At 63.8% G+C, this 12792-nt stretch carries 22 protein-coding genes; 12 read left to right on the plus strand and 10 right to left on the minus strand.

What is annotated here, in order from left to right; all coding sequences use genetic code 11:
* Window positions 1-12: 12 nt before the first annotated feature.
* The 5 genes from GRI62_RS10200 (at window position 13) to GRI62_RS10220 (ending at window position 1914) form a co-directional block, all read left to right on the plus strand.
* The gene (locus GRI62_RS10200) at window positions 13-303 is read left to right on the plus strand and encodes a DUF427 domain-containing protein (RefSeq protein ID WP_131453252.1); all 291 of its coding nucleotides are present in this window, start codon (window positions 13-15) and stop codon (window positions 301-303) included.
* Window positions 300-734, plus strand: coding sequence for a cupin domain-containing protein (locus GRI62_RS10205; RefSeq protein ID WP_131453253.1), 435 nt, complete (start codon window positions 300-302; stop codon window positions 732-734). Before GRI62_RS10200 ends, GRI62_RS10205 begins: the two co-directional genes overlap by 4 nt.
* Before the next feature lie 63 nt (window positions 735-797).
* A complete protein-coding gene (locus GRI62_RS10210; protein WP_131453254.1) occupies window positions 798-1271 on the plus strand; it encodes a pyridoxamine 5'-phosphate oxidase family protein in 474 nt (157 codons plus the stop codon).
* Window positions 1268-1504, plus strand: coding sequence for a DUF3253 domain-containing protein (locus GRI62_RS10215; protein ID WP_131453255.1), 237 nt, complete (start codon window positions 1268-1270; stop codon window positions 1502-1504). The genes GRI62_RS10210 and GRI62_RS10215 overlap by 4 nt, the downstream gene beginning before the upstream one ends.
* Entirely contained in the window at window positions 1501-1914 is a 414-nt protein-coding gene (locus GRI62_RS10220; RefSeq protein WP_131453256.1) for a DoxX family protein, read from the plus strand. Before GRI62_RS10215 ends, GRI62_RS10220 begins: the two co-directional genes overlap by 4 nt.
* Here the strand turns inward: GRI62_RS10220 and GRI62_RS10225 are convergent.
* The 3 genes from GRI62_RS10225 to GRI62_RS10235 form a co-directional block, all read right to left on the minus strand.
* Window positions 1911-3173, minus strand: a complete 1263-nt coding sequence (locus GRI62_RS10225) for a gallate dioxygenase (RefSeq protein WP_131453257.1) — start codon at window positions 3171-3173, stop codon at window positions 1911-1913. The genes GRI62_RS10220 and GRI62_RS10225 overlap by 4 nt on opposite strands.
* Before the next feature lie 159 nt (window positions 3174-3332).
* Complete coding sequence (locus GRI62_RS10230; protein ID WP_131453258.1) at window positions 3333-3584, minus strand: SWIB/MDM2 domain-containing protein; 252 nt, start codon at window positions 3582-3584, stop codon at window positions 3333-3335.
* Window positions 3585-3633: 49 nt separating this feature from the next.
* The gene (locus tag GRI62_RS10235; RefSeq protein ID WP_131453259.1) at window positions 3634-4236 is read right to left on the minus strand and encodes a YbhB/YbcL family Raf kinase inhibitor-like protein; all 603 of its coding nucleotides are present in this window, start codon (window positions 4234-4236) and stop codon (window positions 3634-3636) included.
* A gap of 234 nt (window positions 4237-4470) precedes the next feature.
* Here GRI62_RS10235 and GRI62_RS10240 point away from each other — a divergent pair, with 234 nt between their 5' ends.
* Window positions 4471-5895 (plus strand): S41 family peptidase, encoded by a 1425-nt coding sequence (locus GRI62_RS10240; protein ID WP_131453260.1) that lies wholly within the window; start codon window positions 4471-4473, stop codon window positions 5893-5895.
* 40 nt (window positions 5896-5935) lie between these two features.
* On the opposite strand, the gene GRI62_RS10245 is transcribed toward GRI62_RS10240, so the two are convergent.
* Window positions 5936-6355 (minus strand): COG3650 family protein, encoded by a 420-nt coding sequence (locus GRI62_RS10245; RefSeq protein ID WP_234027424.1) that lies wholly within the window; start codon window positions 6353-6355, stop codon window positions 5936-5938.
* A 127-nt stretch (window positions 6356-6482) separates the two neighbouring features.
* On the opposite strand from GRI62_RS10245, the gene GRI62_RS10250 reads away from it, so the two are divergent.
* Window positions 6483-7073 carry a hypothetical protein gene (locus GRI62_RS10250; protein ID WP_131453262.1) on the plus strand — a complete coding sequence of 197 codons (591 nt, stop codon included), beginning with the start codon at window positions 6483-6485 and terminating at the stop codon, window positions 7071-7073.
* 4 nt (window positions 7074-7077) lie between these two features.
* On the opposite strand, the gene GRI62_RS10255 is transcribed toward GRI62_RS10250, so the two are convergent.
* Entirely contained in the window at window positions 7078-7488 is a 411-nt protein-coding gene (locus GRI62_RS10255) for a DUF6491 family protein (protein WP_131453263.1), read from the minus strand.
* A gap of 113 nt (window positions 7489-7601) precedes the next feature.
* Here GRI62_RS10255 and GRI62_RS10260 point away from each other — a divergent pair, with 113 nt between their 5' ends.
* Complete coding sequence (locus GRI62_RS10260) at window positions 7602-7946, plus strand: DUF962 domain-containing protein (protein ID WP_131453264.1); 345 nt, start codon at window positions 7602-7604, stop codon at window positions 7944-7946.
* A 3-nt stretch (window positions 7947-7949) separates the two neighbouring features.
* Here the strand turns inward: GRI62_RS10260 and GRI62_RS10265 are convergent, their stop codons facing one another.
* The 3 genes from GRI62_RS10265 to GRI62_RS10275 all read right to left on the minus strand — a co-directional run bounded on the left by GRI62_RS10265 (window position 7950) and on the right by GRI62_RS10275 (window position 9377).
* Window positions 7950-8240 (minus strand): hypothetical protein, encoded by a 291-nt coding sequence (locus GRI62_RS10265; protein ID WP_131453265.1) that lies wholly within the window; start codon window positions 8238-8240, stop codon window positions 7950-7952.
* 88 nt (window positions 8241-8328) lie between these two features.
* On the minus strand, window positions 8329-8805 hold the full coding sequence (locus GRI62_RS10270; RefSeq protein ID WP_160731862.1) for a hypothetical protein: 477 nt from the start codon (window positions 8803-8805) through the stop codon (window positions 8329-8331).
* A 146-nt stretch (window positions 8806-8951) separates the two neighbouring features.
* Entirely contained in the window at window positions 8952-9377 is a 426-nt protein-coding gene (locus tag GRI62_RS10275) for a YbaY family lipoprotein (protein ID WP_131453267.1), read from the minus strand.
* 101 nt (window positions 9378-9478) lie between these two features.
* Between GRI62_RS10275 and GRI62_RS10280 the strand changes: the two genes are divergently transcribed.
* The 3 genes from GRI62_RS10280 (at window position 9479) to GRI62_RS10285 (ending at window position 10908) form a co-directional block, all read left to right on the plus strand.
* Window positions 9479-10123, plus strand: a complete 645-nt coding sequence (locus tag GRI62_RS10280) for a DUF2726 domain-containing protein (protein ID WP_234032696.1) — start codon at window positions 9479-9481, stop codon at window positions 10121-10123.
* Window positions 10124-10222: 99 nt separating this feature from the next.
* The gene (locus GRI62_RS14635; protein ID WP_267901981.1) at window positions 10223-10354 is read left to right on the plus strand and encodes a hypothetical protein; all 132 of its coding nucleotides are present in this window, start codon (window positions 10223-10225) and stop codon (window positions 10352-10354) included.
* Window positions 10355-10398: 44 nt separating this feature from the next.
* Window positions 10399-10908: a YaiI/YqxD family protein gene (locus GRI62_RS10285; protein ID WP_188669310.1), complete on the plus strand. Its 510-nt coding sequence runs from the start codon at window positions 10399-10401 to the stop codon at window positions 10906-10908.
* Window positions 10909-10928: 20 nt separating this feature from the next.
* Here GRI62_RS10285 and GRI62_RS10290 read toward each other — a convergent pair whose 3' ends face one another.
* Together GRI62_RS10290 and GRI62_RS10295 are read right to left on the minus strand one after the other, a co-directional pair.
* Complete coding sequence (locus GRI62_RS10290; protein WP_131453268.1) at window positions 10929-11123, minus strand: hypothetical protein; 195 nt, start codon at window positions 11121-11123, stop codon at window positions 10929-10931.
* A gap of 145 nt (window positions 11124-11268) precedes the next feature.
* Window positions 11269-11856: a fasciclin domain-containing protein gene (locus GRI62_RS10295; RefSeq protein ID WP_131453269.1), complete on the minus strand. Its 588-nt coding sequence runs from the start codon at window positions 11854-11856 to the stop codon at window positions 11269-11271.
* A gap of 379 nt (window positions 11857-12235) precedes the next feature.
* Between GRI62_RS10295 and GRI62_RS10300 the strand changes: the two genes are divergently transcribed.
* A complete protein-coding gene (locus GRI62_RS10300) occupies window positions 12236-12742 on the plus strand; it encodes a response regulator transcription factor (protein ID WP_131453270.1) in 507 nt (168 codons plus the stop codon).
* Window positions 12743-12792 lie beyond the last annotated feature (50 nt).

Consider the following 12792-nt stretch of genomic DNA (forward strand, 5'->3'; position numbering starts at 1 on the left):
AAGGAGATGGGCATGACGGTATCGGCACGATGGAACGGCAAGGAAATCGCCCGCAGCGACGACACGGTGGTGGTCGAGGGTAACCATTACTTTCCCCGCTCCGACGTGCGGGAGGATCTGCTGGTCCCCAGTGACACCACCAGTCACTGCCCGTGGAAGGGGGATGCCAGCTACTATTCAGTGCGCGGCGGACAAGACGTCAACACCGACGCCGCCTGGTTCTACCCCCAGCCCAAGGACCAAGCCGAGGCGATCCGCGATCGCATCGCCTTCTGGAAGGGCGTGGAGGTCATCGAGCATTGAACGCCGCACGGTTGATTGCACAGCTCGGCCTGATCGAGCATCCCGAAGGCGGATGGTATCGTGAGACCTGGCGCGCCGACGCTGCGCCCGGTGAACGGGCGAGCGCGACGCTGATCCATTTCCTGCTGGAGGCCGGGCAGCATTCGCACTGGCATAGGGTCGACGCAGCGGAATTATGGCTGTGGCATGCCGGCAATCCCATCGAGATCGCCACCAGCGAACCGGACAGCGGCGATGTCGAGAGGCTGATACTTGGGCCAGAGATCCTGCAAGGCCATGCGATGCAGGCGGTGATCCATCCCGGCGACTGGCAGTCGGCGCGGCCCATGGCCGGAAGCCACGACTTTACGCTGATGAGTTGCGTGGTCTCGCCGGGGTTCGAGTTCGAGGGATTTACCCTCGCCCCGCCGGAATGGCGCCCGGACGCTTGAGGCCGATGCGGGAACCACGCGCGCCCGGATACGCTGGGTTTTAGACAGGATACGGAGAAGACAATGACTGACACGGCCCCGACCAAGACCCTCGCTCAAATTGCCGAGGACATGAAGGACATCGACTTCTGCATGTTGACCAGCCGCGCACAGGACGGCTCGATCGGCGGTCGGCCGATGAGCAACAATTCCGAAGTGGAATACGAAGGCACCAGCTATTTCTTCACCACCGACGATACCCGCATGGTGGAAAACATCGCGCGCGATGCCTCGGTTGGACTGAGCTATGCGGGCAAGGCGGGTCTGAAGGGCATTGTCGGCGCACCGGGCATGTTCATTCATGTCGAGGGTGAGGCAAACATCATCCGCGACAAGCAGGCCTTCCGCGACCATTGGGTCAAGGACCTGGAGCGCTGGTTCAAGCAGGGCGTCGACACCCCCGGGCTGGTGCTGCTCGAGGTCGTTGCCAAGCGCGTCCACTATTGGGATGGCGAGGACGAGGGCGAAGTCAAGTTGCCTGCAACAGCCGCCGCGTGACCGCATTCGAGGCGATCGCCGCGCTGCTCGATAGCCGCGCGGCGGACGCCACCATCTGCCCCAGCGAAGCGGCGCGCTTGCTGGCTGGTGCAGATAGAGACTGGCGTTCCCGCATGGACGAGATCCATGCTGCGAGTGCCGATCTGGCCGACAAGGGTGCAATCGCGCTGAGCTGGAAAGGGGTGCCGATGCGCGCGCCCGATGGCCCTTACCGCATAGGCCGGCAACCGTGATCCGCAGGACACTGCGCGTGGTGTTGGCGATGCTCTATGCCTTTGCAGGATGGAAGCATATCGTCGATCCGGCGCCGTTCCTCAGGATCACCCCGGCGTGGGTATGGGCGCCCGACGCGGTCATCTTCTGGACCGGCGTGGCCGAAATTCTCGGCGCCGCAGCCTTGGTGCAGCCGTTCTCGCCTCGCCTGCGGCAGGCGGCCGGTATTGGCCTTGCGCTCTATGCGCTTTGCGTCTGGCCGGCGAACGTCAATCACATGATGATGGACCTGGTCCGGCCCGATGGCGGATGGGGCATGGCCTATCATGGTCCCCGCATGATCGTGCAACCGCTGCTGATCTGGCTGGCATTGTGGGCCGGACAGGTAATCGACTGGCCGTTTGGGCCACGCGGCAAACCCGCCGGCTAGCTCCCCTTGCCCCCCACCCCGTAGTTGATCTGCGCGTTGCGGGTCTTCTGGAACTCGGGAACGCTCATCCCCTTCATGGCGGCATAGATATCGATGTTGCCGATGCCGGTGACGGCGCCCAGCTTTTCCAGCATGAAGAAGATGACCCCGTATTGGATCATGCCGATCCAGTCGCGATCCCGCACCAGCGTGCGCTCTTCGTCGCTAAGGCCCGCCTCCTCCATCGTGGCGGCCTCGTCCGCCTTGAAGCGTCGCCGCACGGCAGGGTCGGTCAGCGAATGGAGAAAGTGATTGAGCCGAAAGCCCTTAACGCTGCGCTCGATGGTGAAGGGATAGGTGCCCGCCATGTCTTCGGCACCGGCATAATCGTGCCAGGCACGTTCGCGGGTGATCTCGACTGGCTCCACCGGCGCATCCTGCGCGCGGTCTTCCAGAATCATGGTGGCGATCGGGCACATGGAAGGCAGGAAATAGGTCTTGTGCGTGACCTCCACCTGTTCTGACAGGGCGCCGCGCATCAGCAGCCACATCACGACCTCCGCCCCTTCCCAGCCGCCGCGCTTCGCAAGCTCCGCCACGGTCATGTCGAGCAGGCTTTCAGGGTCCTTTTCCAGCCGTTCCATGAATTCGTGATCCCATTCGGGATTGTTGAAGCCGCAGGCCTCGCCGTGGACCTGGTGGCTGAGCCCGCCGGTTCCGGCGATGGCCACCTTTATGTCCTTGGGATAGCTGAGGATCGCCTGGCGCAGGCTGCGGCCGAACTTCCAGAACCGACGCGCGCTGGGCAGCGGCACCGTCAGCACACCGCAGACGACCGGCAGCAACTTGCAGGCCCAGCCGTTTTCCCGATCGTGATCGACCATGACTGAAAGCGGCGAGAACGCCCCGTGGTCGAGGGTCTTGCCCTGGAAATAGGAAAGGTCGAATTCGTTGGCGACCATCACCCGCGCGACGTGAGCGGCGAATTCGGGATCGCCGGCGATCGCCGGAATGTCACGTGGCCCGCCGCCCTCGTCGGCCGGGGCGAAACTCTCGCCCACTCCCAACGCAAAATGGCTGTAATGGTCGAAGAAGGCGGTCATGTGATCGTTGTAGATGTAGACCAGCACGTCGGGCTGCTTTTCCCGAAACCACGCCTGCACCGGCGCATACCCTTCGAAGATCGGTTTCCACACCGGATCGTCGAACTTGTTCGCATCCTTCGCAAAGGCGATGGTGGGAGTGTGCGACGTGGCGACGCCGCCGACGATGGTTGCCATCTGTAAAATCCTTGAAGCGTTGGCCAGACCTTATGACAGGTATTTCCCGTTCGTGAAGCCTTCGGATATGCGAAGCCGTATGGGGCCCGAGCAAAACAAAGGGGCGGCGTGCCCACGCACACCGCCCCTTTCGACAATCAAAACGGTTTGCCGAAAAAATCAGCTCATGTGCTTGGAGACGGCGCCCGTCATCTTGAACATGGAAATCTGGTCCTTGCCGATCACCGCGCTGAGCTTGTCATCGGGGTTAATCATGCGGCGATCCTTGGCGTCCTGCAGGTCGTTCGCCTTGATGTGGTCCCACACCTTGCTGGTCACCTGGGCGCGCGTCATCGGACCCTTGCCGACCACTTCTTCCAGTTCCGGCGTCAGGTTGACCGGCTTGTTGAGAGCGTTGTTCTTGGCAGCCATTTATACTTTCCTTTCAGTCAAAAATTTATGCGTAGAAATCTAGCACCGTTCACGCTTCGTCGTCGCTATCGCCCCAGTCGTAATCCCCGCCTTCTTCGCGGGCGTAGGTACCCGTCAGCGTGGTGAAACCGATCACGTGGCCCTCCATCGCCGCGACCAGATCACTCCGGCTGGCACCCGGCATCAGCACCACTGGCAGATCGAGCGCGTAGAGCTGGAACACATAATCGTGTGCATCGTGCCCCGTGGGCGGGTCGGGCAGCAGCCATTCGGAATTGCCGAACGAATTCTTGCCCACGCGCGGCGGCACTTCGCCTTCCAGCAACTGGCCCTTTTGCGGCGGCAGGCCCCAGACCAGCCAGTGACAGAACGGTTCCGGCGTGGGGGAATCGGCATCCTCCACAATCAACACCAGTTCCTGCGTGCCAGCCGGCGGCGCGGTCCATTCCAGCGGCGGGGCAACGGCATCGTCCTCGTCCGCAGTGAAGCTGGGATCCAGCGGCTCCCCATCGGCAAAGGCTGCGGACCGCAGCGCGAAGCCGCCCTTGCCCGCCAGGCCCTCTGCACCCAGCGATGCCACCACCAGCTTGCCATGTCCGGCACGCACGTTGCGCAGCAGCTTGCCGAGCCAGGCGGGGACGTGTTCGAGCATGGGTATTCCTTCGGATAACAGCAGTTTTACGGATAACGAGCGTCTGCTGTGGCGATTGGAACGCAGCTTTGCAAGCGCCTGCAGGCTTCAGCGTGTCGAAGGATGGGGCGTGCCAAGCGGGTATTGCCTGCAATCATGCTGCCGTCGATGTGGCAGCTTGCCACGAATTCGCGCCAGGCGTAGGGTGCCGTGTGCGTGGGATTGCCTCATCACGCTGAATTCAAAGGGTCTTTCATGCGCACCTCGAAATTCTCCGCTTCGCTTGCCGTCATTGCCCTGCTCGCCGGTTGCGGCGGAGGGGGCGGATCGAATAACAACACCGGCGGCGTGCCCAGCCCAAGTCCGACGCCGACCACGGCACAATGCTCGCTCTCGGCGCAGCAGGATTTCGTGCGCAACACGCTGAATACCAACTACTTGTTCCCCGAACTGCTGGACCTCAACGTCAACAAGGCGAATTATTCGAACCTGCAATCCTATATCGATGCGCTGGTGGCACCCGCGCGTGCGCAGGCGAAGGACCGCTTCTTCACCTATGCCACATCCATCGCAGAGGAGACCGCGTTTCAGCAGAGCGGCGCCAGCGCGGGTTTCGGCTTCCGGCTGCGCTACGATTCCGATGCTCGCCGTCTGTTCGTCATCGAGACGTTCGAGGGCACCTCTGCCCTCGGCGCCAATGTCGATCGGGGAACCGAGATCGTAGGCATCGGCACCAGCGCCGCAAACATCGTGTCCGTGAGCAGCCTGTTTGCCAACGGCGGCGCTGCCGCAGTGAGTGACGCGCTCGGCCCCAGCACGGCTGGCACCACCCGCGTCCTGAGGGTGATTGACCAGACCGGGGCGACGCGCGAGGTCAGCCTCAGCAAGACCGACTATTCGCTGGATCCGGTATCAGATCGTTACGGCGCCCGGATCATCAACGATGGCGGCAAGCAGGTCGGCTACATCAACCTGCGCACCTTCTCGGTCGCCTCCGCCGAACAGGATCTCAACACCGCGTTTGGCCAGTTCCGTGCCGCAGGCGTCACCGAACTGATCATCGACGTTCGGTACAACGGCGGCGGTTTGATCCGTATTGCGGAACGCTTTGCGGATCTGCTGGGTCGCAACCTGTCCGGCCAGGTGTTCGAGCGGATTGCGTTCCGTCCCTCGCGATCGGGCGACAACTCGGTTTACAACTTCAATCCCAACGGCAATTCCATCGCGCCGACCAAGATTGCCTTCATCACGTCACGCAGCACGGCATCTGCAAGCGAGTTGATCATCAACGGCATCAAGCCCTACGTTCAGGACATCGCGCTGATCGGCGACAATACCTTCGGCAAGCCAGTTGGGCAGGAGGCTTTCGATCTGGCCGCCTGCGACCTCAGGTTCCGCGCCGTGACGCTGGAAATCCGCAATCGCGACAATTTCGGGGACTACTACACCGGCCTCGCCGCTTCGGTGCCCAAGACCTGCCGCGCTGCCGATACCCTGAACGCGCAACTGGGCGATCCCAACGAATCGCAGATCAAGGTTGCGCTCGATTTCCTGGCAGGGCGTTCGTGCACGCCGATCTCGGCCAGCACTGGAGCCGCTTCCGTTCGTGATACCGGCCTGTTGCTGCCCACGGTGGGCGACCGCACGCCGACTCAGCACGAAGTGCCCGGCGCCTATTGATCGTGACGCGCCGCACCCGCTCCCGGGTGCGGCGTCGCGATCATTGCCCCGCCTCGTCGCCAATATCGTCACCCTCGCGCCAGGCGCAGCCCTGCCGCTGTTCGCTGCCGATCTGGAGGGTGGCAACGAACGGATAGGTGCGATCGCTCATCCCGTCGGAACAGGTGCCCGGCGTAATCGCGAGATCGACGGCAGCGCCCCCGCGCGTGCCGCTGAACGACACGCCGCCGCGCCCGGCGAACCGGGTGACCGCGATGGCCTCTCCGTCGCTGTTTTCCAGCGTGGAGTAGGTGAACGTGGTGCCTTGCACCCTGCCCCCCCAGAACGGTTCGGTGCCGACCAGCTTGATCACCGCGTCCTCGGCCAGCCCGGCATAGGGGCGGGTGTCCTCGCTGTCGCCGGGTAGGCCCTGCGACCCGGCCGCCCCGCACGCCCCCAACGCGGCAAGTATCGCTGCCATCGTCACAACCCTTCGCATCGTCCGGCTCCTCGTGTGTTAAGCGTCAATCCCCCTTTCTCCCGGAACCGATGGGGGCGGCAAGTTTTTATTAGGCAAACCAATAACTACCGTTTCGGGAGACATCGGGATGAACATCTCGCCCTGGATTTTAGGCGTTGCCGCTCTCGTTCCCATTGCCGGCGCCTTCGCCGGACAGGCCATGAGCACCGATCCCGTCGGTATCCATGCCGACGCCATCTCATCAATGCCGGCGCATTCCGGCATCACGGCCGGTTCCGGCGCGGAGCTTGAACAGCAGCGCCTGCCCGATCACTATGCCATGGACACGCCGCATGGCCGGGTGGAGGTCGCCGATCTGGCGTGGCGCGGTCGTTATCGCGATCGCGCGCGTTACGGCTATCGCAGCGACTATTCAGACGATCTGGATATCGAGGCGGAAATGGCGCGGATGGACACCCAGTGGGGATCACACACGGACTCCGGCAATGCCGCCGCTTTCGTTGGTGCGCAGCAGCAGCCCAATCTCGCCCGGGTTGAGCCGACCTCTCGCTACGCGGAAGCGCCGCACTACGCCGCCATGAGGGACGCGCGCACCGGAGAGGATCAGGTCCGCGCCGCAGACGCGCCGAGCCCCGCCGCCACCGCGCCCATCAGCATTGCCATCGATCCCCGCCCCCGGAATATTGACGTTGGCGTCGCCTTGGCGCTGACCGACTAGCGGCTCACCGTTCGGGCACGCGCCCGAGCACGCGCACCGGGCAGAACCCGTCGCCGCCGCCCGCCCGGCTGGTAAAGACAAGGTTTTCCAGATCGCCAGTGCACACGCTCCCCAAACCGCGCGTTTCCAGCGCGAGGCGATTGGAAAAATCGAGTTCGGCGCACGGACCGGTCGTTTCCAGCAGAAAAGTCTCCCGCAGGCCGGTGTCGAGATAGATCCGCTCGCGCCCGGCGGAGGCGGAAGGTGCCCTTGCAAAATTGCGGATCTCGCGCTGCGTGAAGCATGCGCGCGAGGTGTCGAGGCTGGCAAGCATCTGCTCTTCGGTTCGGGGGTCGGCTGGCTCGGCCATTGCGCACCCGGTAATGGCCAACAGGATTGCGGGAATGGTGACCTTGGTTTTCAGGTGTACAGTCATTGCATGATCCTCTCTCTGGACGAGCGCCTGTGACAGGCGTCGGTTCCAGACCAGCACCTGTCGGGACAACGCCGGCTTGCGATGCCACCGCGTTTGCTCCACCTTCAGCGCCCATGGCAAAGGCTTACCGAACCTTCGCGGAGTTCTGGCCGCATTACCTGCGTGAACACGCGCGGCCAACCACGCGGGCGCTGCACTATATCGGCACCGCACTGGTGATTGCCGTCGCGCTGATAGCGGTGGTCAGCGGGTCGTGGTGGCTGCTGCTGGCCATGCCGCTCGCGGGGTATTTCTTCGCCTGGATCGCCCATTTCACGGTTGAGCGAAACAGGCCGGCGACCTTTACCTACCCTTTGTGGAGCCTGGCCGCGGACTTTCGCATGTTCGCCTTCTGGATCACCGGCCGCCTCGGCCCCGAACTGGAACGGGCAGGGGTGAACCGCACACGCGATAGCTGAGCCTCAGCGCGAGAGGCGCCGGTGGTTGGCGCGCACCGGCCCGCTGTAATGGCGCAGTGCCCTTGCGGAGAGCTGGGCAGGCGATTGCGCCACTCCGCCCAGCATCAGCGCAGGCCACAGCATCAGATTCGCCACGAACTTCTCGCGCATCATGCGCTCTGCCTCGCGCTCGGCAAGCTTGCCGCCGGCCATGATGCGCAAGGATCGCATCCACATGACTGAAGCCGCTTCGTAGGATAGGGACCAACTCTCCATCGCGAGGCTGGACCAGGCGGCGTGATCGGGTTTGGTCATGGAAGGCTCCTGGAGAACGACAGCCGGAGAGGTTCATGCTGCACTGCACAAACGACATCGAGCGTGATTTGCTCCCCGGAGCCGCGCTTTAATCGTTGCAACCCATGACAAAATTCTGCGCAGTTTGCATGGGCACCGGCGGCAATGGGCCCGCGCTCTGCGCGCCATAGCTGACGCTCACGCCCGAGGCCCCCTCCAGAACAGAGCGCAGTTCGCCCGGAACCGGGCCGGTTGCGCTTACACCGCCCCGCAACGCGTCGCCTTTAACGTCCGCCACCAGGGCAACGACCGTTGCGCCTGAACCGAGGCTCATGCGCTCCTCGCTGCCGATCGGGCGGAAAGCTTTGACGTTGACCGTCAGACCGCCCCCAGCCGGGCAGAACACGTGGACAATCGCAGACTCACCCGCACCCGGCGTGAAGGCCAGCCCGTCCCCCTCTCCGCTCGAAAGTAATTCCCATGCACCTGCCACAAAGGGTGTTGGGCTGGCAGTCGGTGCACCAGCGGCCTTGCCCGGTATGCTCGAAGACGAACTTTCCCGAGACAGAGGGGTATCGTTCGCCATTTCCTGTTCCTGTTCCGGTTCCGACGAACAGGCGGTCAGGGCAATCAAGGCACTAAGCAAACTGGAGGATCGGAGCATCATGCAGCAAAAAACGGCCATCCCGTGCAGGAAGTTCCGCGCTCGCAGAGGCGCGCACCCCGGCCGGTTCAGTTCCCCGCTCGCACCATGACCAGCGTGCCCAGTTCGACGCTTTCCTGCCCCGGCCGCACGACAACGGGATGCGCGGTGTCGGTCGTGAACGCCAGATCGCCTTGCGGCCCGAGAATCTGAACACGCGCCGTGGTTCGCACCGCCCCTGTCAGCGCAGTTCGCGGCACAGGCACGCTGAAGGCGATGGGCACCTGGCGGCGCTCAAGCAAGTAGGTTTGCTCGGCAAGCGTTGTCGCTGCCGCATCGGCGCGGGATGTTTCTTCGATCCGCACGACCATCTGCGATCCCGGCGCCAGCGCAATCCGCTCGCGATAGGTCGCCTCGCCGCTGACGGTGACGAAATCACTGGCCGGGCCGGTAGTCGGCACCGTGGCACAAGCGGAGATGGCGCCGGCGGCGAGCAAGGGGGCGAAGTGCTTCATCCTGGCTTAACGATGCGCCTGCGTCCGCTGTTCCCAGGTGAAAAGTCTGGCGTTTACGCAATTTCAAACCATCGCCCGCACACCCTTGTCATGTGCAAACGGTGAATTTCCTGCTCGACCGCCCGCTGGCCCTGCTGATCGTTCTCGCCATCGGGGCGGCGATCGGTATCGCGCTCGAACGCTTCATCGAACGGGGCGAGCGCGAGAAGCGCCAGGCCTACTGGCGCGGTCGCAATGCCGGCAAGCGCGGCGGCGCCACGGTTTCGCCCCTGCGCAAGGACGGCTCTCGCGTTTCGATCAACGGCACGCCGGACGGTGCCAAGCTCGACGCCGCCGAGCAATTGCGCCGCGTGATGGAAGCCGACTTCAAGCCCCGCCCCCTGCTCAACCGGCCCGAGGCGGCGGTGTTCGCGGCGCTGGACCAGGCGGTGATCGCGCGTAATCCGAACTGGCAGGTGATGGCGCAGGTCTCCTTGGGGGAGTTTCTGGCCTCGCCCGAGAAAGACGCCTTTGGGGCGATCAATGCCAAGCGCGTCGACTTCGCCCTGATGGACGAGCGGGCGAGCGTTCGCCACGCGATCGAGTACCAGGGCACCGGCCATCACCAGGGCAGCGCTGCGGCCCGCGATGCGGTGAAGAAGGAAGCCTTGCGCAAGGCGGGCATCGGCTATCACGAGGTCGTGGCGGGCCACACCACCCCGGCAGAACTGCGGCGCCTGGTCGAACGGCTGGTTCCCGCCGCCTAGGCCGCTTCGTTCGACGATTAGTGCCGAATTGATGCAAGGCTTGTGCGTTCGGGGGCGTATCGTGCCCGCTGGGGCATTCCGTCCCGACTGGAACCGATCATGGCCAAGGGCCAAGCGAAGAAAAGCCGCGAGACACGCAAGCCGAAGAAGGAAAAGGTAAAGACCAACGCCTCCCAGCCCAGCACCAAGCCCGGCGGCATCAAGGGGCTGGAGAACATGCGCAACGCATAGGCGCACGGGTAGCGATCCCTGCTCCGACGCGGTAGGCGGGGGCGATGGATGCCACCGCCCCAATCGACCATGCACTGCCCGCCGATGCGATTGCTGTGCTGGTCGATGCCGATGCCTGCCCGGTGAAGGAAGAGATCTATCGCGTCGCCGAGCGCCACCGCGCCCATGTGCGCGTGGTCAGCAACGCGGCGTTCCGGGTGCCGGTCGGCGCGCGGGTGAAGCGGATCGTCGTGACGGATGCCTTCGATGCCGCGGACGACTGGATCGCGGCCCATGCCGGACCGCGCACCGTGGTGGTGACGGGCGACATCCTGCTCGCCGGCCGGGCGCTGAGGGCCGGCGCAAGGGTGCTGAAGCACGACGGCCGCGAATTCGATGCCGCCAGCATCGGCAGCGCCATCGCCACCCGCGCCATCATGGCGGACCTGCGCGCCGGCATGGACGGCCTCCTGGGCGCGGCGGGTGGCGGGCCGCCGCCGTTTTCAAAGGCGGATCGTTCGCATTTCCTGCAGGCGCTCGACCGCATCCTGGTGGCGTTGTCACGCCAGGCGTGAGGGCGGAGCGCGGTGAGGGCCTAGCCGCCCGCCTTGCCGTCAGAAGATGCTGCGGCCTTCTTTGCAGGCTTCTTTGCCTGATGTTCGGCCAGAAGGCGGTCGATCTCGGCAATCCGCAACCGCTGCGGCGTATCGGGCTTCAGGCCCTTCAGACGACATTCGCCCCACAGCTTGCGGCGTTCGGATTCGAGAGTCTTGCGGTAGAGATCGGCCATGCCCGGGCTTATGGAACGCGACAGGCGCGGATGCCAGCGGCAAAGCGCTGCCAGCCACCCTGTTTCCACGCGCAGGTGGCCGAGCGCAAAAGGAAAGGGGCGGCCCGTGAGAGCCGCCCCTTCGTGTTTTTCATTCGGGAAACGATCAGCTCGGCATCAGCACCGTGTCGATCACGTGGATGACGCCGTTCGAGGCATCGACGTCGGTGGCCGTCACGGTGGCGGTGTTGCCGGCCGCATCGCGCAGCACGACATTCTGGCCATCCATCATGGCCGTCAGCGTGGCGCCGTTGACCGTGGTTAGGGCATAGCCATCGGCGCCCGCTGCCTGGATGGCCTGCGTCAGCGCGGCGGCATTCGTTTCGCCCTGCACGACGTGGTAGGTGAGGATGCCCGACAGATCCTCGCGACCCGCCTCGCTCATCAGTTCGTCACGCGTGGCCTGCGGCACCTTTTCGAACGCGGCGTTGGTCGGCGCGAACACGGTGTAGGGGCCCGGGCCCGACAGGGTTTCGGCCAGCTGGGCCGAGGTGACGGCCGATACCAGCGTGGAGAAATCCGGATTGCCCTGCGCGACTTCGACGATGCTGCCGGTGTCGGCCATCATGTCGTTGGAGGTGGCATCGGCCATTTCGGTGTCGGCGGCAACGGGAGCCGTATCCTCGGCATCCTGCGAGCACGCGGCCAGCGCCAGCGCGGCGACCGAGGTGAGGGCGATTGTATGAAACTTCATGGGAACTGTCCTGTCTTGCGAATGTTCGGGGTCTTGCGTGACGCCTGTGGCCAGCCCTGTCAGGCGGCCATTCGTCATCAGGGTAACGGGGTGCCGGCGTCGCCGTTCCGTGATTCCGCCCCGCATGGGCCAAAGCCCGTAGTCAACATTGGTTAGTTGGATCGCGTCACGACGTTTCAGGTCTGGTTTCGCCGTTTGCATCAGCTCGGCCTTTTCGGGCGAACCTCGACCTCTTCCCGAAGGATGCGGTGAAAATAACCTACGCCAGATTGGCGAGATTGGAGCGGCTTTTCGCGCCTAAGGTCCATCCGTGGATCGCGTGCAGGTTGGCCCCAGGCGTTTTTTGATGGCATAGTCGTCTCCATTATGGAGGCAGTGTATGCAAACCGACGGGATCGCTTTCGCGCCTCATTTGACGCCCCGCCAACTCGATTGCCTGGCGCTCGTCAAAAAAGGCCTCACCTCAAGGCAAGTTGCTCGCGAGCTCGGCATATCCCACCGCACGGTGGAAACGCATGTCGCTGGCGCCATCGAGGCGCTTCAAGTCAATAACCGAATGGCCGCGGTAACCCGGCTTGACGAATTGAAACGGGAACACCGCGAGGCCGAAAAGGCCGCATCAACCAGGCCATTCATGCTCGGTTTGCCATACGATGACGCGGATGCGTATCTCGTAGCCTTTACCGAGCCCGAGGTGAGTGAAGGCGCAATACAGTCGTGTCAATTTCGGTTTTTTCCTCCGCTAAGCGGCACGGCATCCGATATATCCGCAAAGGGTCGACTGCGTTGGATCGTGCGCATTGCGGCTGCGGGCATCATGCTGACCTGCATGTCCTACCTATCCATTATCGGCGTATCTGAGATCGCCGCGGCATCATCAATGTGACCGAACGTATCGGCCCGCGCACCCGCGCTGGCCGAGAGCTAAAAGGAAAA

The sequence above is a fragment of the Aurantiacibacter arachoides genome, assembly GCF_009827335.1.
GTDB lineage: Bacteria > Pseudomonadota > Alphaproteobacteria > Sphingomonadales > Sphingomonadaceae > Alteraurantiacibacter > Alteraurantiacibacter arachoides.